Origin of the sequence: Mycobacterium mantenii (assembly GCF_010731775.1) — a bacterium.
GTDB lineage: Bacteria > Actinomycetota > Actinomycetes > Mycobacteriales > Mycobacteriaceae > Mycobacterium > Mycobacterium mantenii.
Window position 1 is genome coordinate 2,972,729 of record NZ_AP022590.1, and the last position, 24,562, is coordinate 2,997,290.

At 67.3% G+C, this 24,562-nt stretch carries 17 protein-coding genes; 9 read left to right on the plus strand and 8 right to left on the minus strand.

The genetic code is table 11. The features are described from left to right. Positions 1–446: 446 nt before the first annotated feature. Together G6N50_RS13280 and G6N50_RS13285 are read left to right on the plus strand one after the other, a co-directional pair. Positions 447–1,688, plus strand: a complete 1,242-nt coding sequence (locus G6N50_RS13280; RefSeq protein ID WP_163650846.1) for a cytochrome P450 — start codon at positions 447–449, stop codon at positions 1,686–1,688. Continuing rightward, positions 1,688–2,269, plus strand: coding sequence for a TetR/AcrR family transcriptional regulator (locus G6N50_RS13285; RefSeq protein WP_083099447.1), 582 nt, complete (start codon positions 1,688–1,690; stop codon positions 2,267–2,269). The genes G6N50_RS13280 and G6N50_RS13285 overlap by 1 nt, the downstream gene beginning before the upstream one ends. A 19-nt stretch (positions 2,270–2,288) precedes the next feature. Here the strand turns inward: G6N50_RS13285 and G6N50_RS13290 are convergent, their stop codons facing one another. Together G6N50_RS13290 and G6N50_RS13295 are read right to left on the minus strand one after the other, a co-directional pair. Next, positions 2,289–3,440 (minus strand): acyltransferase family protein, encoded by a 1,152-nt coding sequence (locus tag G6N50_RS13290; protein ID WP_083099449.1) that lies wholly within the window; start codon positions 3,438–3,440, stop codon positions 2,289–2,291. Next, positions 3,437–5,140 carry a DEAD/DEAH box helicase gene (locus G6N50_RS13295; RefSeq protein ID WP_083099451.1) on the minus strand — a complete coding sequence of 568 codons (1,704 nt, stop codon included), beginning with the start codon at positions 5,138–5,140 and terminating at the stop codon, positions 3,437–3,439. The genes G6N50_RS13290 and G6N50_RS13295 overlap by 4 nt, the downstream gene beginning before the upstream one ends. Before the next feature lie 121 nt (positions 5,141–5,261). Between G6N50_RS13295 and G6N50_RS13300 the strand changes: the two genes are divergently transcribed. Both G6N50_RS13300 and G6N50_RS13305 read left to right on the plus strand, forming a co-directional pair. Next, complete coding sequence (locus tag G6N50_RS13300; protein ID WP_083099453.1) at positions 5,262–5,867, plus strand: LppP/LprE family lipoprotein; 606 nt, start codon at positions 5,262–5,264, stop codon at positions 5,865–5,867. Positions 5,868–5,927: 60 nt separating this feature from the next. Further along, complete coding sequence (locus G6N50_RS13305) at positions 5,928–9,341, plus strand: TM0106 family RecB-like putative nuclease (RefSeq protein ID WP_083099455.1); 3,414 nt, start codon at positions 5,928–5,930, stop codon at positions 9,339–9,341. Between the two features lie 4 nt (positions 9,342–9,345). Here the strand turns inward: G6N50_RS13305 and G6N50_RS13310 are convergent, their stop codons facing one another. Further along, entirely contained in the window at positions 9,346–11,349 is a 2,004-nt protein-coding gene (locus G6N50_RS13310; protein WP_083099457.1) for an MFS transporter, read from the minus strand. A 270-nt stretch (positions 11,350–11,619) separates the two neighbouring features. On the opposite strand from G6N50_RS13310, the gene G6N50_RS13315 reads away from it, so the two are divergent. The 4 genes from G6N50_RS13315 (at position 11,620) to G6N50_RS13330 (ending at position 18,317) form a co-directional block, all read left to right on the plus strand. Next, the gene (locus G6N50_RS13315) at positions 11,620–12,399 is read left to right on the plus strand and encodes a hypothetical protein (protein WP_083099460.1); all 780 of its coding nucleotides are present in this window, start codon (positions 11,620–11,622) and stop codon (positions 12,397–12,399) included. A gap of 302 nt (positions 12,400–12,701) precedes the next feature. Then, the gene (locus tag G6N50_RS13320; RefSeq protein WP_163650847.1) at positions 12,702–16,421 is read left to right on the plus strand and encodes a multifunctional oxoglutarate decarboxylase/oxoglutarate dehydrogenase thiamine pyrophosphate-binding subunit/dihydrolipoyllysine-residue succinyltransferase subunit; all 3,720 of its coding nucleotides are present in this window, start codon (positions 12,702–12,704) and stop codon (positions 16,419–16,421) included. 107 nt (positions 16,422–16,528) lie between these two features. After that, complete coding sequence (locus G6N50_RS13325; protein ID WP_083100091.1) at positions 16,529–17,356, plus strand: SDR family NAD(P)-dependent oxidoreductase; 828 nt, start codon at positions 16,529–16,531, stop codon at positions 17,354–17,356. 109 nt (positions 17,357–17,465) lie between these two features. Then, positions 17,466–18,317, plus strand: a complete 852-nt coding sequence (locus tag G6N50_RS13330; protein WP_083100089.1) for an SDR family NAD(P)-dependent oxidoreductase — start codon at positions 17,466–17,468, stop codon at positions 18,315–18,317. A gap of 18 nt (positions 18,318–18,335) precedes the next feature. Here the strand turns inward: G6N50_RS13330 and G6N50_RS13335 are convergent, their stop codons facing one another. From G6N50_RS13335 to G6N50_RS13345, 3 genes are all read right to left on the minus strand, one after another. After that, the gene (locus G6N50_RS13335) at positions 18,336–19,205 is read right to left on the minus strand and encodes a glycine betaine ABC transporter substrate-binding protein (RefSeq protein ID WP_083100087.1); all 870 of its coding nucleotides are present in this window, start codon (positions 19,203–19,205) and stop codon (positions 18,336–18,338) included. Beyond that, positions 19,202–20,410, minus strand: a complete 1,209-nt coding sequence (locus tag G6N50_RS13340; RefSeq protein ID WP_083100085.1) for an NAD(P)-dependent malic enzyme — start codon at positions 20,408–20,410, stop codon at positions 19,202–19,204. Before G6N50_RS13340 ends, G6N50_RS13335 begins: the two co-directional genes overlap by 4 nt. Before the next feature lie 74 nt (positions 20,411–20,484). Beyond that, a complete protein-coding gene (locus G6N50_RS13345) occupies positions 20,485–21,474 on the minus strand; it encodes a malate dehydrogenase (RefSeq protein WP_083100083.1) in 990 nt (329 codons plus the stop codon). 191 nt (positions 21,475–21,665) lie between these two features. On the opposite strand from G6N50_RS13345, the gene corA reads away from it, so the two are divergent. After that, positions 21,666–22,766: a magnesium/cobalt transporter CorA gene (gene corA, locus G6N50_RS13350; protein WP_083100095.1), complete on the plus strand. Its 1,101-nt coding sequence runs from the start codon at positions 21,666–21,668 to the stop codon at positions 22,764–22,766. A gap of 25 nt (positions 22,767–22,791) precedes the next feature. Here corA and G6N50_RS13355 read toward each other — a convergent pair whose 3' ends face one another. Next, the gene (locus G6N50_RS13355; protein WP_083100078.1) at positions 22,792–23,385 is read right to left on the minus strand and encodes a suppressor of fused domain protein; all 594 of its coding nucleotides are present in this window, start codon (positions 23,383–23,385) and stop codon (positions 22,792–22,794) included. Further along, positions 23,382–24,560 carry an ABC transporter ATP-binding protein gene (locus G6N50_RS13360; protein WP_083100076.1) on the minus strand — a complete coding sequence of 393 codons (1,179 nt, stop codon included), beginning with the start codon at positions 24,558–24,560 and terminating at the stop codon, positions 23,382–23,384. The genes G6N50_RS13355 and G6N50_RS13360 overlap by 4 nt, the downstream gene beginning before the upstream one ends. Positions 24,561–24,562: the final 2 nt, after the last annotated feature.

Sequence of the window (24,562 nt, forward strand, 5' to 3'; positions counted from 1 at the left end):
GTAAGCGCGGATCCGATTCGCCTTTGGACCGCAACGCAATCGCTGCTTACCTGCGTCGGGTGGACACCAGCCCGACGTGCATGGCTGGCCGCCGCCAGCGAAGCCGAAATGGCCAACACTGGAAGGCCCTCGCGATCTATCGATCTAATGTGACCCGCCTACCAGCTGTGGACGCGTGCGATTCTCTAGTGCCAGACGCCAATGTCCTTGGTGTAGAACGAATTGGCGAGTCCAACCGACTAGGTCCAAGCGAGTGGATGCGGCCCAATTGACCAACAAAAGCTTAGACTCACTCACCGGATTCTCATCTTGTGGCGGATCCGCCATTTTGACGTCACACAGATGAGAATTCCGCCATCTTGGATGAGACCCAACACGCCCGGCCGGCGGGGCGCTCGCGGATCGCAACTGTTGACATAGCGTCGTTACTGTCGTACGAATAAGACATGGCTGCCGTTATGTCTCACGAAGCGCCGGTCGCTTTTCAGCTGGCCACCGCCGACACCTGGCCCAATCCGTGGCCGATGTACCGCGCGTTGCGCGATCACGACCCGGTGCACCACGTCGAGCCGGCCAACCACCCCGAGCATGACTACTACGTGCTCTCCCGGCACGCCGACGTGTGGGCCGCGGCCCGCGACCACGAGACCTACTCCTCCGCCAAGGGTCTGACCGTCAACTATGACGACCTGGAACTGATTGGACTGCAGGACAATCCGCCGTTCGTCATGCAGGATCCACCGGTGCACACGCAGTTCCGCAAGCTGGTGTCGCGCGGCTTCACCCCCCGGCAGGTCGAGGCGGTGGAGCCCAAGGTCCGGGAGTTCATCGCCGAGCGCATCGAGGGGTTGCGCGCGGCCGGCGGCGGCGACATCGTCACCGAGCTGTTCAAACCACTGCCGTCGATGGTGGTCGCCCACTATCTCGGTGTGCCCGAACAGGATTGGGCCCAATTCGACGGCTGGACCCAGGCGATCGTCGCAGCCAACACCGCCGAGGGCGGCGTCGCGGGCGCACTGGAAACCGTCGGCGACGCGGTCGGGTCGATGATGGCCTACTTCACCGGGCTGATCGAGCGGCGCCGGACCGAACCCGAGGACGACACCATCTCGCACCTGGTGGCCGCCGGGGTCGGCGCCGACGGCGATATCGCCGGCACGCTGTCGATCCTGGCGTTTACCTTCACGATGGTCACCGGCGGCAACGACACCGTCACCGGAATGCTCGGCGGCTCGATGCCGCTGTTGCACCAACGACCCGACCAACGCCGGCTGCTGGTGGACGACCCGGACCGCATTCCCGATGCGGTCGAGGAGTTGCTGCGGATGACCTCGCCGGTGCAGGGATTGGCCCGCACCGTCACCCGCGACGTGACCGTCGGCGAGACCACCATCCCGGCCGGGCGACGGGTGCTGCTGCTGTACGGCTCGGCCAACCGCGATGAACGCCAATACGGTTCGGACGCCGACGAACTCGACGTGACCCGCCGCCCACGCAACATCCTGACGTTCAGCCACGGCGCACACCACTGCCTGGGCGCCGCCGCGGCGCGGATGCAATCCCGCGTCGCGCTGACCGAACTGCTGGCCCGCTGCCCGGACTTCGACGTGGACGAATCCGGCATCGTCTGGGCCGGCGGCAGTTATGTGCGCCGTCCGCTGTCGGTGCCGATTCGAGTGAAGTCCTGATGCCGGGGAACGACTGGCTGGGTGCGCACCGGACCGAAGCGGCCGCCGACCGGATACTCGATGCGGCCGAGCTGCTCTACACGCAGCGCGACTCGGATTCCATCGGGATGAACGAAATCGCCAGGGCGGCGGGCTGTTCCCGTGCGACGCTGTACCGCTACTTCGAGAATCGCGAGGCGCTGCGCACCGCCTACATCCACCGCGAAACCCGTCGGCTGGGCCGCGAGATCATCGCGCGCACCGGCGACATCGAGGACCCGCGCGACCGGCTGGTGGCGAGCATCCTCGTCACGTTGGGGATGGTCCGCGACAGCCCGGCACTGGCATCCTGGTTTGCCACCACCCGCCCGCCGGTGGGTGGCGAATTGGCCGGGCGCTCCGACGTGATCGCGGCTTTGGCGGTTGCGTTCCTGCACTCGCTGGGGCCCGAGGATCCCGCCGTCGTCGAACGCCGGGCCCGCTGGACGGTGCGGGTGATCGTCTCGCTGCTGACGTATCCGGGCCGCGACGAAGACGAGGAACGGGCGATGATCGAGGAATTCGTCGTGCCGATTGTGACGCCGGTTTCCGCCCGCCGCTAGTGTCGATCGCGAGCGCGGCTCAGTCCCGGACGCGGGTGAAACGGTGCAGCAGCCACGCCAACGGGATCGTCACGACCAGCGTCGCAACGTACAGGTACAGCATCGAGCCGGTGTAGACACGCGCGCGGACCACGTAGTCCATTGCGAATTCCATGGTAATCAGGTGAATCAGGAAGATCTCGTAGGAGATCTCCCCCAGCCACACCATCGGGCGGCTGGCCAGGATTTGCGAATACCAGCCTTGGGTACCAGGAGCGCCACCCAGGGCCAGCGGCGCCACCGCGAGCGCGGCGATGACGGCATAGAAACACGTCTTGAACAACGCCTCGCTCAGCGTCGCCGGGGAGGTCGTGGGCGCGCCGGCGATGGGCGTAGCCACGATGAAATAGCTGATCACCGCCAGCGGGATGGCCACGAATCCGTAGCCGCGCACCCCCATCTCCTGCAGCACGGTCAGGATCATGCCGGCGAGGAACCACGCCAAATAGGTGGGCAACCACAGCCGCGCGCCGTCGGGAAACCAGTGATCGGTATGCACCAGGACCAGCCAGGCCGGGCTGATCAACACCATTCCCGCCAGGGCGCCCAGCACCAATTTCGGCTGCCACTGCCGCCGGCAGATGACCACCAGCAGCAGGTATGCCAGCAGCGGCAGCAACACGTAGAACGCGGCCTCCACCGCCAGGCTCCACATTTGGGTCAGCCCCTGATGCAGATACTTGCCCAGGTAGCCGTTGCAGTAGATCTGGGTCAGCGTCAGGTTGCGCGCCAGCCCCAGCCAGCTGTGCCCGGGGTTCGGCCCGGCATCGCGGAAGTGATACAGGACGTAGGCGAACAACACGGTGATGACGTAGGCGGGCATGATGCGCCGAACCCGGTGCCACGCATAGCGACTCAGCGACGGCGGAGCGCCGCTTCGTGCCGCCGACTTCACCCACGGGCGGAACAACAGGTAGCCGGAGAGGACGAAGAAGATCGGCACCCCGATCTCCATCCGCGAACCGACCAGGCCCCAATACCCGTGCGTGTACTTGCCGGTGGTGTAGGCCGCGTGGGTGCCGACGACGAGGAGCGCGGCGACCGCGCGGACCCCGGTCAGCGACGCGATCCGGTCGACGCGAGAGGTCTGCTCGAGCCCGCCCTGGGCGTCTTGTTCTTCGGACAGCGTCATCCGCCGGGTTTCCTGCGCGGTTTCCCACCGTCGCGGCCGGGGGGCTTGTTGGCGGATGCGCGCTCCGGTTGCAGGTTGATGAGCACCCCCGAAATACGGGTGTTTTCAAGCCTTTTCACCGTCGACTTGGGCAACTTGGCCGGCAGTTCCACCAACGAGAAATCCGGCCCGATCGCGATATGGCCGAAATCGCTGCGATGCAGCCCGCCCTCATTGGCGATGGCGCCAACGATCGCGCCCGGACCGATCTTGTGCCGCTTGCCGACCGCGATGCGATAGGTGGCGAAGGGCTTTGTATTCCTTGGCCGTTCGGGGCGGTCACGACGTTCGGTGCGACGCTCGCGTCGCTCCGGCGGCGGTTCGGGCGCCATCAGGAATTCCTCGCCGTCGCGGGATTGCAGTGCCAGCGCGGCGGCGATGTCGGCCATCGGGGTGTCGTGCTCGCGTTCGTAGTCCTGGACCAGCTTGCGGAACAGATCGATTCCGGGGGCACCGAGCGCGGTGGTGATCGAATCGGCGAACTTGGCCACCCGCTGGGCGTTTACGTCCTCGACGGTGGGCAATTCGATTTCGGTGAGCGTTTGCCGCGTGGCCTTTTCGATCGCCTTGAGCAGGTGCCGCTCGCGCGGGGAGACGAACAACAGCGCGGTTCCCGAACGCCCGGCGCGGCCGGTGCGCCCGATCCGGTGCACGTAAGACTCGGTGTCATGCGGGATGTCGTAGTTGAGCACGTGCGATATCCGCTCGACGTCGAGCCCGCGTGCGGCCACGTCGGTGGCGACCAGGATGTCGATGCTGCCGTCCTTCAGGGCGGCGATGGTCCGCTCGCGCTGGCCCTGCGGGATGTCCCCGTTGATGGCCGCCGCGGCAAAGCCTCGGGCCCTGAGCCTTTCGGCGACCTCCTCGGTGGCTTGTTTGGTCCTGACGAAGACGATCATCGCCTCGAACGGCTCGACTTCGAGAACCCGTGTCAGCGCGTCCATCTTGCGCGGACCGGCGACCTGGATGTAGCGCTGCGAAATATTCTCGGCGGTAGCGGTTTTCGCCTTGGTGCTGACCTCGAGCGGATCGTGCAGATACTTGGTGGTGATCTTGCGGATGGCGGGCGGCATGGTCGCGGAAAACAACGCCACCTGTTTGTATTCCGGGGTTTCGGACAGTATGCGATCGACTTCTTCGGCGAAGCCCATGGTGAGCATCTCGTCGGCCTCGTCGAGCACCAGGTAGTCGACGTGGGACAGGTCCAGCGTCCCGCGTTCGAGGTGGTCGATGACCCGGCCCGGAGTGCCCACCACCACATGGGCGCCGCGGCGCAGCCCGGCCAGCTGCACGCTGTAGGACGAGCCGCCGTAGATGGGCAGCACGTTGATCTTGGGCAGGTGGGCCCCGTACCGGCTGAAGGCCTCGGCCACCTGCAGGGCCAGCTCCCGGGTGGGGGCGAGCACCAGCGCCTGGGTGGCGGTGCTGGTGACGTCGATCTTGGACAGGATCGGGATCGCGAAGGCGGCGGTCTTGCCGGTGCCGGTCTGGGCCAGCCCGACGACGTCGGAGCCCGCCATTAGCGCCGGGATGGTCGCGGCCTGAATGCCGGTGGGCGATTCGTAGCCGACGTCGGCGATCGCCCGCAAGACCGAGGGGTTGATCTGCAGGTCGGCAAACGTCGTTGAGGCAGCTTCAGTCGAGCTGTCCGAGAGGGTCATCGTCCAAGGAGTCTAGTGGTGACCGCGAGATCAGCGGAGCTGAGCGCTGCGGGTCACGGCCAGCCGTCCGATCCGGTGATCATCAGCACACCCGGCCATGCCTGCCACAGCCCCGGACCCGATGACGGTACGGTGCGGAGATGTGTGGTCGCTGCCGTGTCGTACCGAGCCACTGGCCGGCTCGGTCGCTGTCGCTCTGTTCGCCTTCACGTTGACCGGTTGCGGTTCGGGAGACTCCACCGCCGCGAAGACGCCGCAGGCCAGGACGACTTCGGAGACGGCGTCCATCACGGCCCCCGCCACACCGCCGGCGGCCGCCCAGCCCGGCAACGCCCAGCCGGCCGATCCCTGCGCGGTCAACCTCGCCTCGCCCACCATCGCCAAGGTGGTGTCCGAGCTGCCGCGCGACCCGCGCAGCCAGCAGCCCTGGAACCCCGAACCGCTGGCCGGCAACTACAACCAGTGCGCGCAGCTGTCGGCGATCATCATCAAGGCCAACACCAACGCGGTCAGCCCGACTACCCGTGCGGTCCTGTTCCACCTGGGCCAATTCATCCCGCAGGGCGTGCCCGACACCTACGGATTCAACGGCGTTGACCCGGCGCAAACCACGGGCGACACGGTGGCGCTGACGTATCCCAGCGGGATCAACGGCTTGAACACCGATGTGAAGTTCCACTGGAACGGCAACGCGGTCGAACTCATCGGCAATACACCCGCCCACTGATCCGGCACACGCCCGCCCGACACGGCCCTCCTGTCGGAGGGCTGACCTACAGTGGCTCCAGTGTTGGTCTCCGGCGACAGCATCGTCTACAGCGCATCGGATCTTGCCGCCGCCGCCCGCTGCGAATTCGCGCTGCTACGGGACTTCGACGCGAGGCTGGGTCGCGGGCCCGCCGTCAACGTCGAGGACGAGCTGCTCACGCGGACGGCCGAGCTCGGTAGCGAACACGAGCGACGCGAACTCGCCTCGCTGCGTGACCGGTTCGGCCAGGCCGTCGCGATCATCGGCCGCCCCGCCTACACGCCCGCCGGCCTGGCCGCTGCCGCCGCCGCGACCCGGCGCGCCGTCGCCGACCGCGCGCCCGTGGTGTATCAGGCCGCCATGTTCGACGGCCGCTTCGTCGGCTTCGCCGATTTTCTGGTGCGCGACGGTGAGCGGTACCGCGTCGTCGACACCAAACTGGCCCGCTCGGCCAAGGTGACCGCGCTGTTGCAGCTGGCCGCCTACGCCGATGCGCTGGCCGCCTCCGGCATCCCGGTCGCGCCGGAGGCCGAACTGCGGCTGGGCGACGGAACCGCGGTGCGCCACCGCGTGTGCGACCTGATTCCGGTGTACCGCTCCCAGCGGGCGCGCCTGCAGCGCCTCCTCGATGAGCACTACGCGAGGGGCACCGCGGTTCGCTGGGACGACGAAGACGTGTCCGCCTGCTTTCGCTGCCCGGTGTGCCTCGAACAGCTGCAAGCGGCCGACGACGTGCTGCTGGTCGCCGGTATGCGAGTAGACCAGCGGGACAAGCTCTTTGACGCGGGCATCGGCACGGTCGCGGAGCTGGCCGATTATCGCGGCCCAGTGCCCGACCTGGCCGCCGGCGTGCTGAACAAGTTGACCATCCAGGCGAAACTGCAAGTCCGCCAACGTGAAACCGGTATCCCTCAGGTCGAGGTGATCGACCCGCAGCCGCTGGCCCTGCTGCCCGAACCCGACCCGGGGGACCTCTTCTTCGACTTCGAAGGCGATCCGCTGTGGACCACCGATGGTCGCGACTGGGGCCTGGAATATCTGTTCGGCGTCCTAGAGGCGGGGCCGACGGGGAGATTCCGCCCACTGTGGGCACACAACCGGGCAGACGAACGCAAGGCGCTAATCGGTTTTTTGGCGCTGGTGGCCAAGCGCCGCAAGCGCCGCCCGAACATGCACATCTACCACTACGCGCCCTACGAGAAGACCGCATTGCTGCGGCTCGCCGGGCGCTACGGGGTGGGCGAGGACGAGGTCGACGAACTGCTGCGCAGCGGCACGCTGGTCGATCTTTACCCCTTGGTGCGCAGGAGCATTCGCGTGGGCGCGGAGTCGTTCAGCCTCAAGGCGCTGGAGCCGCTCTACATGGGTGCCCAACTGCGCGCGGGTGACGTGACCACGGCCACCGGTTCGATCACCTCCTACGCACGGTACTGCGAGCTGCAGGCGGACGGCCGCGGCGACGAGGCCGCATCCGTGCTCAAGGAGATCGAGGACTACAACCACTACGACTGCCGGTCCACTCAGCAATTGCGTAACTGGCTGATGTTGCGCGCCTACGAATCTGGCGTCGTACCGATCGGCGCCCAGCCCGTGGCCGACGGCAACACCGTCGACGACCGCGACCAGCTGGCGGTGACGTTGTCGACGTTCAGCGGGGCGGCGGGCATCGACGACCGCACCCCGCAGCAGACGGCGGTGGCGCTGCTGGCCGCGGCGCGCGGCTACCACCGGCGCGAGGACAAACCCTTCTGGTGGGCGCATTTCGACCGGCTGAACTTCCCCATCGACGAGTGGGCGGACAACACCGATGTGTTCGTTGCCGAGCGCGCTTCGGTCAGTGTCGACTGGCACATGCCTCCCCGCGCCCGCAAACCGCAGCGACGGCTTCAGCTACGCGGCGAGCTGGCGCGCGGCGACCTGAAGAGTGAGGTCTTTGCGCTCTACAACCCACCGGCGCCGCCCGGCATGTCCGACAACCCGGACCGGCGCGCGGCCGGCCGGGCCTCGGTCATCGAAGCCGACGATCCGGCGGTCCCCACCGAAGTGGTTGTGCTCGAACGAGTTGGCAGTGACGGCAAGACTTTTCATCAATTGCCGTTCGCGCTGACCCCCGGTCCGCCCATTCCGACGACGGCCCTGCGCGAGTCGATCGAGGCGATGGCCGCCGCGGTGGCCACCGGATTGCCGCAACTGCCCTACAGCGCGATCGTCGACGTGCTGGTGCGCCGGCCGCCCCGCGCGCGGCGCAGCGCTCCCCTGCCGCGCAGCGACGACACCGTCGCCGACATCACCGCGGCGCTACTCGATCTGGATTCGTCATACCTGGCCGTGCACGGACCGCCCGGTACGGGCAAGACGCACACCGCCGCCCGGGTGATCCACGACCTGGTCACCAAACACCGTTGGCGCGTCGGTGTCGTCGCGCAATCGCATGCCACCGTGGAGAACCTGCTGGACTGTCTGATCGACGCCGGCCTGGATCCGCAACGGATCGCGAAGAAACGCTACGACCGCCAGGCCCCGCGCTGGCGGGAGATGGATGGCGGCGCGTACGCAGCATTCCTGGCCGACACCCCGGGATGCGTGATCGGCGGCACGGCATGGGATTTCGCCAACGCCAACCGGATACCGCCGGGAAGCCTGCATCTGCTGGTGATCGACGAAGCCGGCCAATTCTGTTTGGCCAACACCATCGCCGTGGCCCCGGCCGGCGCCAACCTGCTGCTGCTCGGCGACCCGCAGCAGTTGCCGCAGGTCAGCCAGGGCACCCATCCCGAGCCGGTGGACACCTCCGCGCTGGAGTGGCTGGTCGACGGTCAGCGCACGCTGCCCGACGAACGCGGCTACTTCCTGGACCTCTCCTACCGCATGCATCCGGCCGTCTGCGCCGCGGTGTCGGCGCTCTCCTACGAGGGCAGGCTGCATTCCCACGACTGCACCGCCGCCCGCCAACTCGACGGGTATCGGCCCGGCGTGCAGCTGCTTTCCGTTGAGCACCACGGCAACTCGACCGAAAGCCCCGAGGAGGCCGACGCGATAGTCGCCGAGATCGGCCAGCGGCTGGGCGCGTCGTGGACCGACGAGCACGGCACCCGCCCGTTGACCGCCGCCGATGTGATGGTGCTGGCGCCCTACAACGCGCAGGTGGCGCTGCTGCGCCAGCGGTTGACCGCCGCGGGACTCGGCGGGGTGCGGGTGGGGACGGTCGACAAGTTCCAGGGCGGGCAGGCGCCGGTCGTCTTCATCTCGATGACGGTGTCGTCCATGGATGTGGTGCCGCGCGGAATCTCGTTCCTGCTCAACAGGAATCGACTCAACGTCGCGGTAAGCCGGGCCCAGTACGCGGCCGTGATAGTGCGCTCGCCGTCACTGACGGAATATCTGCCCGCAACCCCCGCGGGCCTGATCGATCTGGGCGCCTTCCTGGCGCTCACCCAGCCCGATCTGCGGTGACCGCCTAGCCTGTCGACGGGTGCCGCCCCGAACCGGTGGGGTCGTCGTCCGGATCGGAACGGTGGTGCTGGCCCCGCAGCGATTCACCCTCGGTGAAATGACGCCCGGCCGAGCCGTTGTGTTGGCGGCGCGGCGGCCGGGTGAGCCGATCGCCCGGCGGGATGGATTTCGGCGAGCGCCGCACCGCCACCTGACGAAGGCGCTTGCCGCTGTCCACATGAGACCCGTTGTGGGCGTGGCCGATTGGCTGGGCCTGCCCGGCCGGATCGTCGAGCACGGTGTGCCACGAATCGGCGGGGCCGCGGCGCGCCTCGTCGGTGGGCGCCGGCCGCGGACGATCGACCCGCTGCGGGCCCCGCTCAACCTCGGGCTCGCGCACCAGGACGAACTCGACGTACGCGTCGTCGTCATAGTCCTCGTCGACGACGTCGGCGTCATCGGGTGCGGACAGATCGTCGCGGCCCCTGCCGTCGCCGTTGCGCGACCAGGGCGCATAGCCCGCCAAGAACAGTGCCGCGATGATCCCGAACAGCGCGATGAACGCGGGCAACAGCACCGATTGCGACATCGCGGCGGCGAACGGTTCCCGCAGGAACCCGGGCAGTCGCAAGGTCAGCGTCTCCTCGCCGCCGCCGGACGGCCGGCGCGGCATTTCGGCGGTGATCCGCCAGGTCATGAACGCGGCCATGCCGGCGCTGCCGAGCACCGCGCCGAGCTGGCGCACGGAGTTGTACACCGCAGAGCCCGCGCCGGCCAGGTGCGGCGGCAGGTTACGCGTCGCGGTGGCGGTCAGCGGTGACCACACGAACGCCATCCCGACACCCATCGCGAAGAACGGCAGCACCAGCCGCCAGATCGGCGTCGTCGGCGACATCTCGAAGGTCAGCCAGGTCAACGCGATCGCCAGCACCGAAAAGCCGAACCCGAGCACCGGTTGGGGGTGGTATTTGTCGACGATCCTACCGACGAACGGCGCAAACACACCGTTGGCGATCGCCATCGGCGCGATCAGCAACGCCGACCGCGTCGGCGACAGCCCGCACACGGCCTGCGCGTAGAACGTCAGCGGCAGCATCATGGCCGTCGCGGTGAACGAGATGATGGCGACCCCGACGTTGCACAGGCTGAAATCGCGGTCCCCGAAAATCACCAACGGAATCAGCGGCTCGTGGGCGTTCAGCGACTGCCAGAACGCGAAGGCCGTCATGAATCCGACGCCCGCGACGATCAATGCCCAGATCCAGGGCTGCCAGTGCGCGGCCTGCCCCTGTTGCAGCCCGAACACGATCAGGAAGATGCCCACCCCAGACAGCCCGACCCCGATCAGGTCGAAGCGGTGCGACTGGGTGGGCAGCACCGGGATAAGCCAATACGCCAGCCCCAGCCCAATGACGCCGATGGGGACGTTGACGAAGAAGATCCACTGCCATCCCAGCCCGTCGACCAGCACACCGCCGGCCAGCGGGCCCACCAGGCTGGCGACACCGGCGGTGGCACCCCACAGGCTCACGGCGACGCCGCGCCGCTCGGCCGGGAAGATCCGAGTGATGGTCGACAGGGTCTGCGGGGTGAGCAGCCCCGCGCCGACGCCCTGCACGACGCGCGCGGCGATCAGCATGGCGGCGCTGCCGGCCAGTCCGCACCACACCGAGGAGACGGTGAACACCACCAGGCCGATCAGGTACAGGTTCTTGGGACCGAACCGGTCACCCAACCGCCCGGCCACCAGCAACACCACCGCGTAGCCCAGCAGGTAAGCGCTGGTCACCCAGACCACGGTGTCGTAGCCGATGCGGAGATTGGCCATGATGGTCGGGTTCGCGATGGCGACGATGGTCGAGTCGACCATGATCATGAAGAAGCCGATCATCATCGCCCACAGCGGATTCCAGGGGTTCTCTGACTGCGGCGAACTGCGGGTGAGAAAGTCCCAGCGTCGGGCCGCCCGCGCCGGGCCTGAGCCCGCGCGCCGCGCTCCCCCTGGTGTGCGGGGCGTAGCCGTGGTCATCCACCAACCTCGTTTCGCTCCCGACGATGCTGTTCAGCCGTCCGGTCCGTGTGTCCACCGGCCCCAACCACGCAGGTCAACTCCACGCGTGCGGCGCGGTGAACGGCATGAGGACCGCCAAACGGCACGGACCGTCGCAGACATCCCGCCTGCATTATTCCCGGTGAGGCAATAGGCCGGCAGCCAAGGATCCGGTCAGAGTGCGCAACGCGACAGGATTTGCCCACCGGCACGTTAGCCTGAGGGAACGCCATCTGCAGGAGAGACGATATGCGGGCTCGACGGAAAAGGTCGCCGAACCGGTTTTTCACCATGTCCGACGCCGGACAGCCACCGACTGAGAGCAACGGTCGACCCAAAATGTCCGCGCGGGCGTTGGCACAGGTCATCGAGCGGGGCTCGCGGTTGCAGGGGCCGGCCGCCGAAGCCTACGTGACCCGGCTGCGCAACGCGCACCCTCATGCCAGCCCGGCGGAGATCCTGGCCAAGCTGCAGAAGCGATACCTGGGCATCGTGACGGCCGGCGGCGTCGCCGTGGGGGCCGCGGCGACCGTCCCCGGCATCGGCACGATCAGCGCCCTGTCCGCGGCGGCCGCGGAAACGGTGACGTTCCTGGAGACCACCGCGTTCTTCGTGCTGGCCGTGGCGGTGGTCCACGACATTCCGGCCGACCACCGGGAACGGCGCCGCGCGCTGGTCCTGGCGGTCCTCGCCGGTGACAACAGCGAACACGCCGTCAGGCAGCTGATCGGACCGGGGCGCACCAACGGCGGCTGGATCTCCGAGAGCCTGGCCGCCCTGCCGCTGTCGTCGATGTCGCGGCTGAACTCGCGGCTGCTCAAGTCCTGGGTCAGGAAGTACACCGTGCGGCGCGGCGCCCTGTTGTTCGGCAAGCTGCTCCCGGTGGGAATCGGCGTCGTGGTGGGCGCCATCGGCAACTACCTTGCCGGCAAGAAGACGATTCGCAACGCCAACAGGGCGTTCGGCGCCCCGCCCGCGCGCTGGCCACGCGCGCTGCATTTGGTGCCGCCCATCCACGAAGCCGGCTAGCGGCGACCGCAAGCGCGGCCGTGGCGATCGCAAGCGCGGCCGTGGCGATCGCAAGCGCGGCGTAGCCGGGCCGCAGCGGGTCGCCACAACAAGGCGTAGCCGGGCGCAGCGGGTCGCCGGCCCCGGCCTCCCGCGTGCCCCCCGGTCAGCCTGGCGGATCGGCGGCGAAAGGTTAGCCTTTATAGGGCGGAAACAATGGGTACCGCCATGGGTGTGAAGTGCTCGGTCATCCGGGGCCGACAAGGGTGCAGGCGCCGCGGGAATGCGCTTGCGAAACAGAAGGATTGAGGCGAACTGCGGTCGTGAGCAACATAAGTTCACCATTCGGGCAAAACGAATGGCTGGTCGAGGAGATGTACCGCAAGTTCCGCGACGACCCCTCGTCAGTCGATCCGAGCTGGCACGAGTTCCTGGTCGACTACAACCCCGAGCCGGCCAGCGAACCCGTGCCGGCTGCCCCGACCAGCGGTGATGGCTCGCCCGCCCCGGCGGCAGCGCCCGCGACGCCGGCCCCAGCGGCCCCGCAGACCCCCGAACCCGCCAAGCCCACGCCCCCCGTCAGCCCGGCCGCCGGCAATGGGGTTCCGTCGCGACCGGCGAAGTCCCCGACTCCCCCGCCGGCGGAAGGCGACGAGCTGCAGACGCTGCGCGGCGCCGCGGCGGCCGTCGTCAAGAACATGTCGGCGTCGCTGGACGTGCCGACCGCGACCAGCGTCCGCGCCGTCCCGGCCAAGCTGATGATCGACAACCGGATCGTCATCAACAACCAGCTCAAGCGCACCCGCGGCGGCAAGATCTCGTTCACCCACCTGCTGGGCTACGCGCTGGTGCAGGCGATCAAGCAGTTCCCGAACATGAATCGGCACTACGCCGAGGTCGACGGCAAGCCCACCGCGGTGACGCCGGCGCATACCAATCTGGGCCTGGCCATCGACCTGCAGGGCAAGGACGGCAAGCGTTCCCTGGTGGTCGCCGGCATCAAGGGCTGCGAAGCCATGCGCTTCGCGCAGTTCGTCACCGCCTACGAGGACATCGTGCGGCGCGCCCGCGATGGCAAGCTGACCGCCGAAGACTTTGCCGGAGTGACCATTTCGCTGACCAACCCGGGCACCATCGGCACCGTGCACTCGGTGCCGCGCCTGATGAACGGCCAGGGCGCCATCATCGGTGTCGGCGCCATGGAGTACCCCGCGGAGTTCCAGGGCGCCAGCGAGGAACGCATCGCCGAGCTGGGCATCGGCAAGCTGATCACGCTGACCTCGACCTACGACCACCGCATCATCCAGGGCGCGGAGTCGGGCGACTTCTTGCGCACCATCCACGAGATGCTGCTGTCGGACGCCTTTTGGGACGAGATCTTCCGCGAGCTGGGCAACCCGTACCTGCCGGTGCGCTGGAGCACCGACAACCCGGACTCGATCGTCGACAAGAACGCCCGGGTGATGGAGTTGATCGCGGCCTACCGCAATCGCGGTCACCTGATGGCCGACATCGATCCGCTGCGGTTGGACGGCAGCCGATTCCGCAGCCACCCCGATCTCGAGATCCTCAACCACGGCCTGACGCTGTGGGACCTCGACCGGGTGTTCAAGGTCAACGGCTTCGCCGGTTGCGAGTACAAGAAGCTGCGCGACGTGCTGGGTCTGCTGCGCGACGCCTACTGCCGCCACATCGGCGTGGAGTACACCCACATTCTCGAACCCTCGCAGCAGGAATGGCTGCAGCAGCGCGTCGAGACCAAGCACGTCAAACCGACGGTGGCCGAGCAGAAGTTCATCCTGAGCAAGCTGAACGCGGCCGAAGCCTTCGAAACCTTCCTGCAGACCAAATATGTTGGGCAGAAACGGTTTTCACTGGAAGGCGCAGAAAGCATCATTCCGATGATGGACGCCGCGATCGATCAGTGCGCCGAGCACGGCCTCGACGAGGTGGTCATCGGCATGCCGCACCGCGGCCGGCTCAACGTGCTGGCCAACATCGTCGGCAAGCCGTACTCGCAGATCTTCAGCGAGTTCGAGGGCAACCTCAACCCGGCGCAGGCGCACGGCTCCGGGGACGTCAAGTATCACCTGGGCGCCACCGGTGTGTACCTACAGATGTTCGGCGACAACGACATTCAGGTATCGTTGACCGCCAACCCGTCGCACCTGGAAGCCGTCGATCCGGTGCTGGAGGGTTTGGTCAGGGCGAAGCAAGACCTGCTGGACCGGGGCGCGGAAGATCACGGGGACGAGAAGGCCTTCTCGGTGGTGCCGATGATGCTGCACGGCGACGCCGCGTTCGCCGGTCAGGGCGTAGTCGCCGAGACCCTGAACCTGACCAACCTGCCCGGTTACCGCGTCGGCGGCACCATCCACATCATCGCCAACAATCAGATCGGCTTCACCACCGCGCCGGAGTATTCGCGGTCCAGCGAATACTGCACCGACGTCGCGAAGATGATCGGAGCGCCGATCTTTCACGTCAACGGCGATGACCCGGAAGCGTGCGCGTGGGTGGCCAAGCTGGCCGTCGACTTCCGGCAGGAGTTCAAGAAGGACGTCGTCATCGACATGCTGTGCTACCGCAAGCGCGGACACAACGAGGGCGACGACCCGTCGATGACCAACCCCGCGATGTACGACGTCGTCGACATCAAACGCGGAGTCCGCAAGAGCTACACCGAAGCCCTGATCGGCCGCGGCGACATCTCCATGAAAGAAGCCGAGGACGCGCTGCGCGACTACCAGGGCCAGCTGGAGCGGGTGTTCAACGAGGTTCGCGAGCTGGAGAAACACGGCGCGCTGCCGAGCGCCTCGGTCGAGGCCGACCAGATGCTGCCGGCGGGCCTGGCCACCGCGGTGGACAAGGCGTTGCTGGCCCGCATCGGTGACGCATTCCTGGGTGTGCCCGACGGCTTCACCGCACACCCGCGGGTGCAGCCGGTGCTGGAGAAGCGCCGCGAGATGGCCTACGAGGGCAAGATCGACTGGGCCTTCGGCGAACTGCTGGCGCTGGGCTCGCTGGTGGCCGCGGGCAAGCTGGTGCGGCTGTCCGGTCAAGACACCAAGCGCGGCACCTTCTCCCAGCGGCACTCGGTGATCATCGACCGCAACACCGGCGAAGAGTTCACGCCGCTGCAGCTGCTGGCGACGAACGCCGACGGCACCCCCACCGGCGGCAAGTTCCTGGTCTACGACTCGCCGCTATCGGAGTACGCCGCCGTCGGCTTCGAGTACGGCTACACCGTGGGCAACCCGGACGCCCTGGTGCTGTGGGAGGCGCAGTTCGGGGACTTCGTCAACGGCGCGCAGTCGATCATCGACGAATTCATCAGTTCCGGTGAGGCCAAGTGGGGCCAGCTGTCCAACGTTGTGCTGCTGCTGCCGCACGGCCACGAGGGCCAGGGCCCCGACCACACCTCGGCCCGCATCGAGCGCTTCCTGCAGCTGTGGGCGGAGGGTTCGATGACGATCGCGGTGCCCTCGACGCCGTCGAACTACTTCCACCTGTTGCGGCGGCACGCACTCGACGGTGTGCAGCGTCCGCTGATCGTGTTCACGCCGAAGTCGATGCTGCGCAATAAGGCGGCGGTCAGCGACGTCAGGGACTTCACCGAGATCAAGTTCCGCTCGGTGCTCGAAGAGCCGACCTACGAGGACGGCATCGGTGATCGCAGCAAGGTCACCCGGGTCCTGCTGACCAGCGGCAAGCTCTATTACGAGTTGGTCGCCCGCAAGGCCAAGGACAACCGGGAGGACGTGGCGATCGTGCGGATCGAGCAACTCGCCCCGCTGCCGAAGCGGCGGCTGAACGAAACGCTGGACCGCTACCCGAACGTCGCGCAGTACTTCTGGGTCCAGGAGGAGCCGGCCAACCAGGGTGCCTGGCCGCGATTCGGACTGGAGCTGCCCGAACTGTTGCCCGACAAGCTGACCGGGCTCAAGCGAATCTCGCGCCGGGCGATGTCGGCGCCGTCGTCGGGCTCGTCGAAGGTGCATGCCGTCGAGCAGCAGGAGATCATCGACACGGCGTTCGGCTGACCGGGCCAGGGGGCCGAACCGCGCGCCGGATTCGGCGACCCGCAAGTATCAGGGACCGCTGGTACCGGCTAGCCTCGACGCAAACGTGCCGATAAGGAAGGGTGCTCATGCAAGGGTTCGCCGGCAAGGTCGCGGTGGTGACGGGCGCGGGTTCAGGTATCGGGCAGGCGCTGGCCCTGGAGTTGGCCCGCTCGGGCGCCAAGGTGGCGATCAGCGACGTCGACCTCGAGGGTCTGGCCCACACCGAGGAGCAGTTGAAGGCGATCGGCGCGGTGTTCAAGTCGAATCGGCTCGACGTGACCGAGCGCGAGGCCTTCCTGGCCTACGCCGACGAGGTCAAAGAGCACTTCGGCAAGGTCAACCAGGTCTACAACAATGCCGGCATCGCCTTCACGGGCGACGTCGAAGTCAGCCAGTTCAAGGACATCGAACGGGTGATGGACGTCGACTTCTGGGGCGTCGTCAACGGCACCAAGGCGTTCCTTCCGCACCTGATCGCCTCGGGCGACGGACACGTCGTCAACGTGTCCAGCGTGTTCGGGCTCTTTTCGGTGCCCGGGCAGGCGGCCTACAACTCGGCCAAGTTCGCCGTGCGGGGTTTCACCGAGGCGCTGCGACAGGAAATGGTGGCCGCCGGCCACCCGGTGGCGGTGACCACGGTGCATCCCGGCGGCATCAAGACCGCGATCGCGCGCAATGCCACCGCCGCCGAGGGACTCGACCAGGCCGAGCTGGCCAAATTGTTCGACAAGAGGCTGGCCAAGACCACTCCACACCGCGCCGCCCAGATCATCCTGGACGCGGTGCGCAAGAAGAAGGCACGGGTGCTGGTCGGCTCGGACGCCAAGATCCTGGACATCTTGGTGCGGCTGGCGGGGCCGGGTTACCAACAGCTGTTCGGGCCGGTCATGGGTCGGTTGCTACCGAAGCAGTGATCGATGTCTCAAGGCGGCGCGATCGCCCAATCAGCATTTCGCCCTGCTGTAGCCGGCATCGCTGGTAACGATTAACGTCAAGCGGTCAATCCGCCACGAGGAGTGTTCCATGGATACGTTCGCCGGCAAGGTCGCCGTCGTCACCGGCGCGGGTTCGGGCATCGGCCAGGCGCTGGCGGTTGAGCTGGGCCGGGCGGGTGCCACAGTGGCGATCAGCGACGTCGACACCGACGGGCTGGCGCAGACCGCGGAGCAGTTGCAGGCGATCGGGGCACCCGTCAAGTCGGATCGCCTCGACGTGACCGAGCGTGGGGCCTTCCTGACCTACGCCGATGCGGTCAACGAGCACTTCGGCAAGGTCAACCAGATCTACAACAACGCCGGCATCACGTTCATCGGATCCATCGAGGACAGCCGGTTCAAGGACATCGAGCGGGTGATCGACGTCGACTATTGGGGCGTCGTCAACGGCACCAAGGCGTTCCTTCCGCACCTGATCGCCTCCGGCGACGGACACGTCATCAACATCTCGAGCGCGCTCGGACTGTTTTCGGCGCCCGGCCAGGCGGCCTACGTCTCGGCCAAGTTCGCCGTCCGGGGTTTCACCGAGGCGCTGCATCAGGAGATGGCGCGCGCCGGTCACCCGGTGCGGGTGACGACCGTGCATCCGGGTGGCATCAAGACCGCGTTTGCCCGCAACGCCAGCGGAGTGGAGGGGCTCGACCACGCCGAGCTGGCCAGCCTGTTCGAGGAGCAGCAGGCCAAGACCAGCCCGCAGCGAGCCGCGCAGCTCATCCTCGAGGGCGTGCGCAAGAACAAGCCCCGGGTGCTGGTCGGTCCCGACGTGAAGGCGATGGACCTGTTGGTGCGGGTTGCCGGGCCGAACTACGAGCGACTGCTGGGCGGGCCCGTGATGAGCCGGCTGCAGCAGTTCGTACACCGGTTACTGCCGAAGCGCTAACCCCCTGGGCCCTGGGTGTCAGCGGCCGAGCGGATGCTCGGCCAGCCAGCCGCCCGCCACCGCCTGCGGGTCGGCACCGCTACGCACCTGCCGGCGCATCTCGACCAGGGCCGCGGTGTCCAACACGCCGGCCACTTCGTTGATCGCCAGCAACTGCCGATCGCTGAGCGCGTTGCGGCGATACAGCGGCACCACGTTCTCCGCGCGGACCAGGGCGGGTTTGCCGTCGGCCAGCGCGACCAGGTCGCCGGGAGTGCCGGGGTCGGCGGTGGTGGTCCACCCCGCGGTCAGCTGTCCGGCCCGGATGGCGCCGAACAGCATTGCGGCATCCGGGAATTCGCGCGGGGCGGGCAGCCGGCAGGAGCCGACCGTCGACGGTTCCTGGTGCCCGGCGAAAGTCCCGACGACGAGGCCGCCGCAGTGTTGGGGCAGCGTGCTCAGATCCGCGCTGACGTCGCTGCCTCCCCACGCCTTGGCGGTGGACTGACTCACCAGCAACACGGGTTTGTCTTCGGCGGCCGTCGTGTAGTCGCCCGCGACGACGCCCTCGGGCAGCGCCGCGATCATCGCGCGATAGACGTCTTTGTCCGACATCGCCGTCGCGCCGGGCTGCAGGGTCTGCAACGTGCGGCCGGTGAAGGCGGGCACGACGGTGAATGCGCCGGAATCCAATTGCGGCTTCGGGTCGGCCGCGGTCGCGGTCCGCGCACCGAACCCGTATGACCGCAGGGCGGCGACGTAGACGCCGGCCAGCAACGCCGAATCGGCGTCGGGCCGGGATCCGACCACCACCTCGGCACGGGCGCGACGGTCACCGGTGTCGGTTGCGCAACCGGCCACGGCGAGTACGGCGGCGAGCAGCGGCACCGCCAGCCTGCCGATTCTCACCCCCCGGAAACGGAAGTGTCTGAAGGTTCTGTGGCCAGCGCCACCGCGGTGGCGACCGCTTCACTGACCCGGGTGTCCAGCGGGCTGGGGACGATCCGGTCGAGCGCGAGGTCGTCACTGACGACGGAGAAGATCGCCTCGGCCGCGACGACCATCATCTTTTCGGTGATCCGGCGGGCACCCGCTTCCAGCGCACCGCGGAACACCCCGGGGAAGGCCAGCACGTTGTTGATCTGGTTGGGGAAATCGCTGCGGCCGGTGGCCACCACCGCGGCGTACTTGGCGGCGATGTGCGGGTGGATCTCCGGATCGGGGTTGGACAGCGCGAATACGATGCCGCCGGGTGCCATGGTGGCGATCATCTCCTCGGGGACGACGCCCCCCGACAGCCCGAGGAACACGTCGGCGCCCCGGATGGCTTCGCCCAGGCTGCCGGTCAGGCCCGCGGGGTTGGTGCGCTGCGCCAGAGCCAACTTGACGTCGTTCATGTCGTCGCGACCGGTGTGCAGAATCCCGCGCGAGTCGAGCACGGTGATATCCGAAACACCCATCACCATAAGGAGATTGGTGCACGCGACACCGGCCGCCCCGGCTCCGGACACCACCACCTTCAGCGAGGTCATGTCGCGGCCGAGCAGCTTGCCGGCACCCATCAGCGCGGCCAGCACCACGATCGCCGTGCCGTGCTGGTCGTCGTGCATCACCGGGCAGTCCAGCGCCTCGATGAGGCGACGCTCGATCTCGAAGCAGCGCGGTGCCGAGATGTCCTCGAGGTTGACCGCGCCGAACGTCGGGCGCAGGCGCACCAAAGTCTCCACGATCTCGTCGGGATCCTTGGTGTCCAGCACGAGGGGGATGGCGTTCAGCCCGCCGTACGCCTGGAACAGGGCGCACTTGCCCTCCATCACCGGCAGCGACGCCGCGGGCCCGATGTCGCCGAGGCCCAGCACCGCACTGCCGTCGCTGACCACGGCCACCAGCCGGTTCGCCCACGTGTAGCGGGCCGCCTGGGCGTGGTCGGCGGCGATCGCCCGGCTGACCTGTGCCACACCGGGCGTGTAGGCGATCGACAAAGCGCGTTGGGTGTCCAGCGGGGACGTCAGGCCCACGGAAAGCTTGCCGCCTACGTGTGCCTCGAAGATCTCCGCGTCAGTGATCACGCCCTGCTCTGCGTGGTTCTGTATCGATTCAAGCAATTCGGACACGCGCTTCAGGGTACTGACTACCCATTTGTAGGCCTAATTGGTGAGGTAGGTCTCAGTGCCGTCCCCGCAGGCCGCTAGATCAGCTTGAGCTCGGTGACGGCGGCGCGCTCGTCGACCAGCTCGGCGGTGGTCTTGTCGATGCGGCCGCGGGAGAACTCGTCGATCTCCAGCCCCTGCACGATCGACCAGTTCCCGTCCTCGGTGGTGACCGGGAACGACGACACGATGCCCTCGGGCACGCCGTAGGAACCGTCGGAGAACACCGCCATCGAGACCCAATCGCCCTCCGGGCTGCCCAGCAGCCAGGAACGGGCGGCATCGACGGTGGCCGAGGCCGCCGAGGCGGCCGAGGAGGCGCCACGCGCGTCGATGATCGCCGCGCCGCGCTTGGCGACCGTCGGGATGAAGTCGTTCTCGATCCAGTTCTGGTCGTTGACCACTTCGGCCGCGTTCTTGCCGCCGACCTCGGCGTGGAAGATGTCGGGGTACTGGGTGGCCGAGTGGTTGCCCCAGATCGTCATCTTCTTGATGTCGGTGACCGCCGCGCCGGTCTTGCGGGCCAGCTGCGAGATCGCCCGGTTGTGGTCCAGGCGGGTCAACGCCGAGAACCGCTCCTTGGGGATGTCGGGGGCGTTGCTCAGCGCGATCAGCGCGTTGGTGTTGGCCGGGTTGCCGGTCACGCCGATGCGGACGTCATCGGCGGCGACGGAGTTCAGGGCCTTGCCCTGCGCGGTGAAGATCGCGCCGTTGGCCTCCAGCAGATCACTGCGCTCCATGCCCGGGCCGCGGGGCCGCGCGCCGACCAGCAGCGCCAGGTTGACACCGTCGAAGATCTTGCTGGCGTCCGCGCCGATCTGGACGCCGGACAGCAACGGGAACGCGCAGTCGTCCAGCTCCATCACGACGCCCTCCAGCGCCTTGAGCGCGGGCTCGATCTCAAGGAGGCGCAGCTCGATCGGGCGGTCGGGGCCCAGCAACGAGCCGCTAGCCAGGCGGAACAAGAGGCTGTAGCCGATCTGGCCGGCGGCGCCGGTGACAGCGACCTTGAGAGGACTTGCGCTCACGTCGATTTACTCCTTGTGGAGAAGTTCGTGCAGATTCGGGTTTCGGCTCGAAACTAGCGCACTCTGCTCGGCCCTCGATCTCCGGTCCGCTACCAGGGCTTTCCCGACACCGGATCGTCATGCCCGCAACAGGCGGGACGCGTAGCATGGAGCACCGCTCCGGTCGGACCTGCGTTTGGTGGGAGGTGGCTGTGTTCCAAGGATTTGACGCATTACCCGAAGCCCTTCGGCCCCTCGCGCACGAACCGCAACCCAAGCCGAGCCCGGCACCGCAACCGCCCAAAGAGACGCTGGTTGACTGCGCCGTCTACGCCGACGGTCAGCGGTTGCCCGGCAAGTTCGGCTACGCCGCCGCACTGGAGAAGGTCCGCGAGGTCGAATCGCTGGGACACGAGGGATTCGTCTGGGTGGGTCTGCGCGAACCCAGCCAATCCGAGATGCAGGAAGTCGCCGACGTGTTCGGGCTGCACGCGCTGGCCGTGGAGGACGCGGTCTGCGCCCATCAGCGGCCCAAGGTGGAGCGCTACGACGACACCCTGTTTCTCGTCCTCAAGACCGTCAACTACGTGCCCCACGAATCGGTGGTGCTGGCCCGCGAGATCGTCGAGACCGGCGAGATCATGATCTTCGTCGGCGCGGATTTTGTGGTCACGGTCCGCCACGGCGAACACGGCGGGTTGTCCGATGTGCGCAAGCGAATGGATGGCGACCCCGAGCAGATGCGGTTGGGGCCCTACGCGGTGATGCACGCGATCGCCGACCATGTGGTGGACCACTATCTCGAGGTGAGCAGTTTGCTGCTGTCCGATATCGACAGCATCGAGGGGCTGGCGTTCGCCCCAGGCAGCAAGATCGACGTCGAGCCGATCTATCTGCTCAAGCGTGAGGTGGTCGAGTTGCGCCGGTGCGTCACGCCGCTGTCGGCGGCGTTTCACCGGATCCAGATGGACAACAAGGACGTCATTTCCAAAGAAGTGCGGCGCTATCTGCGCGACGTCGCCGACCACCACTCCGAGGCCGCGGACCAGATCGCCAGCTACGACGACATGCTCAACTCGTTGATCCAGGCGGCCTTGGCGCGGGTCGGGATGCAGCAGAACAACGACATGCGCAAGATGGCGGCCTGGGCCGGTATTTTGGCGGTGCCCACCATGGTCGCCGCCATCTACGGGATGAACTTTCATTTCATGCCCGAGCTGAACTGGACGTGGGGGTACCCGAGCATCGTGGCCCTGATGACCGTCGCCTGCGTGGGCCTGTACTTCCAGTTCCGGCGCAACAACTGGCTCTAGCGCGCGAGGGATCGGCGCCGAGGCATCAATTAGGCTGTGCGGCAGGGCGATTCGGGTCTAGCACATCGACGCCGTCGTTGTCCCACGCTTGTCGCATCGCCTCGGCGCCCTTGAGCCGCACCCACGCCGCTTCTGTTGCGGTGATGGGGGTCGCCGACAGGAACTGCACCGGGTCGCGGGGCGGATCTAGCGGCAGATCGCCGATCTCGCTGCGGCCCAACAGCACAGCCGTGAACGGCACCCGCGACGTCGGGGACGCCCACAGCGGCGAACCGAGATCGACCAGCGCGTCGGCGCTCAGCACCATACCGTCGACGGCCGGAGCCGCCGCCAGGATCGCCAGGCTGCGCGCAATCCCGGAGATCGAACCCGGATCGCGTAGCTGCAGCACGATTTCAGCCCGCGGACCGCGCAACGGGTCGGCGATATCCAGCGTCGGCTCGGTCATCGGATGGCGTGAGCAGCCCAACGTGACGTAGTCCACCGTCCCGTCCGGTTCGCGGAAACGCAGCACCTCGATGGTCTCGGTGCCCAGAAATGTCACGCTCGCCGCGTCGGGCTCGGGGTCGTTGAAGTGAGCCTGCAGATGCGCGCGCACCCGATTCAAGTCGTCTGTCATGGTGTCCCGGAGGGCGCGATGGTCAGGTTGGCCCCGGAGTCCGCATCGAAGACCACCAGCTTGGTGGTGTCGAACGCCAACTCGATCGACTGCCCGATCGCCGCTTTCGATTCGGCGGGAACCCTTGCCACGAACTGGTTTTCGTGGGCATCCGACTCGGCGGCCAGCTCGTCCAACTGAGCCGAGTGCGCCGCCCACGCCGCGGTGGAGAAGTAGACGTACTTGTCCGCGCCCAGCGACTCGACCAAGTCGACCTTCACCTCGAAGGTCAGCGCCTTGATGCGCTGGTAGCCGTCGATCAGTGCAGCGTCGGAAAGATGCTCGGGCCGTACGCCGACGATGACGTTCGCCGGCTCGGGGTGCCGGCCGATCACCTCGTGCACGTCCGGTGCCAGCATCACCTCGCCGAACGGCAGTTTGAGTCCAACGGGGGTCAGCGTGCCGGGGAAGAAATTCATCGCCGGCGAACCGATGAAACCGGCGACGAACAGGTTGGCCGGGTGCTCGTACAACTCGTCCGGGGTTCCGACCTGTTGCGCAACCCCGGAAAGCATCACCACCACCCGGTCACCCAGGGTCATGGCCTCGGTCTGGTCGTGGGTCACGTAGACCGTCGTGGTACCCAGCCTCTTCTGCAGCCTGGCGATCTCACCGCGCATCTGCACCCGCAATTTGGCGTCGAGATTCGACAGCGGCTCGTCCATCAGAAACGCCTTGGGATGCCGCACGATTGCGCGACCCATGGCCACCCGCTGCCGCTGCCCCCCGGACAACTGCGATGGCTTGCGGTCCAGAAACTCGGTCAGGTCAAGGGTTTTCGCCGTCTCCTCGACCTTCTGGGCGATCTCGGACTTCTTCATCTTGGCCAGCGTCAACGGAAAGGCGATGTTCTGGCGCACCGTCATGTGCGGGTACAGCGCATAGGACTGGAACACCATCGCGATATCGCGGTCTTTGGGCGCCTTCTCGTTCACCCGCTCACCGCCGATGCGCAGCTCACCGGATGAGATGTCCTCAAGCCCGGCAATCATATTCAACGTCGTGGTCTTGCCGCAGCCCGACGGGCCGACCAGAATCAGGAATTCACCGTCGGCAATGGTGAGGTTCAGTTCGTGCACCGCGGTGGCGCCGCCGGGGTAACTCTTGCTGACATGGTCCAGCACAATCTCGGCCATCG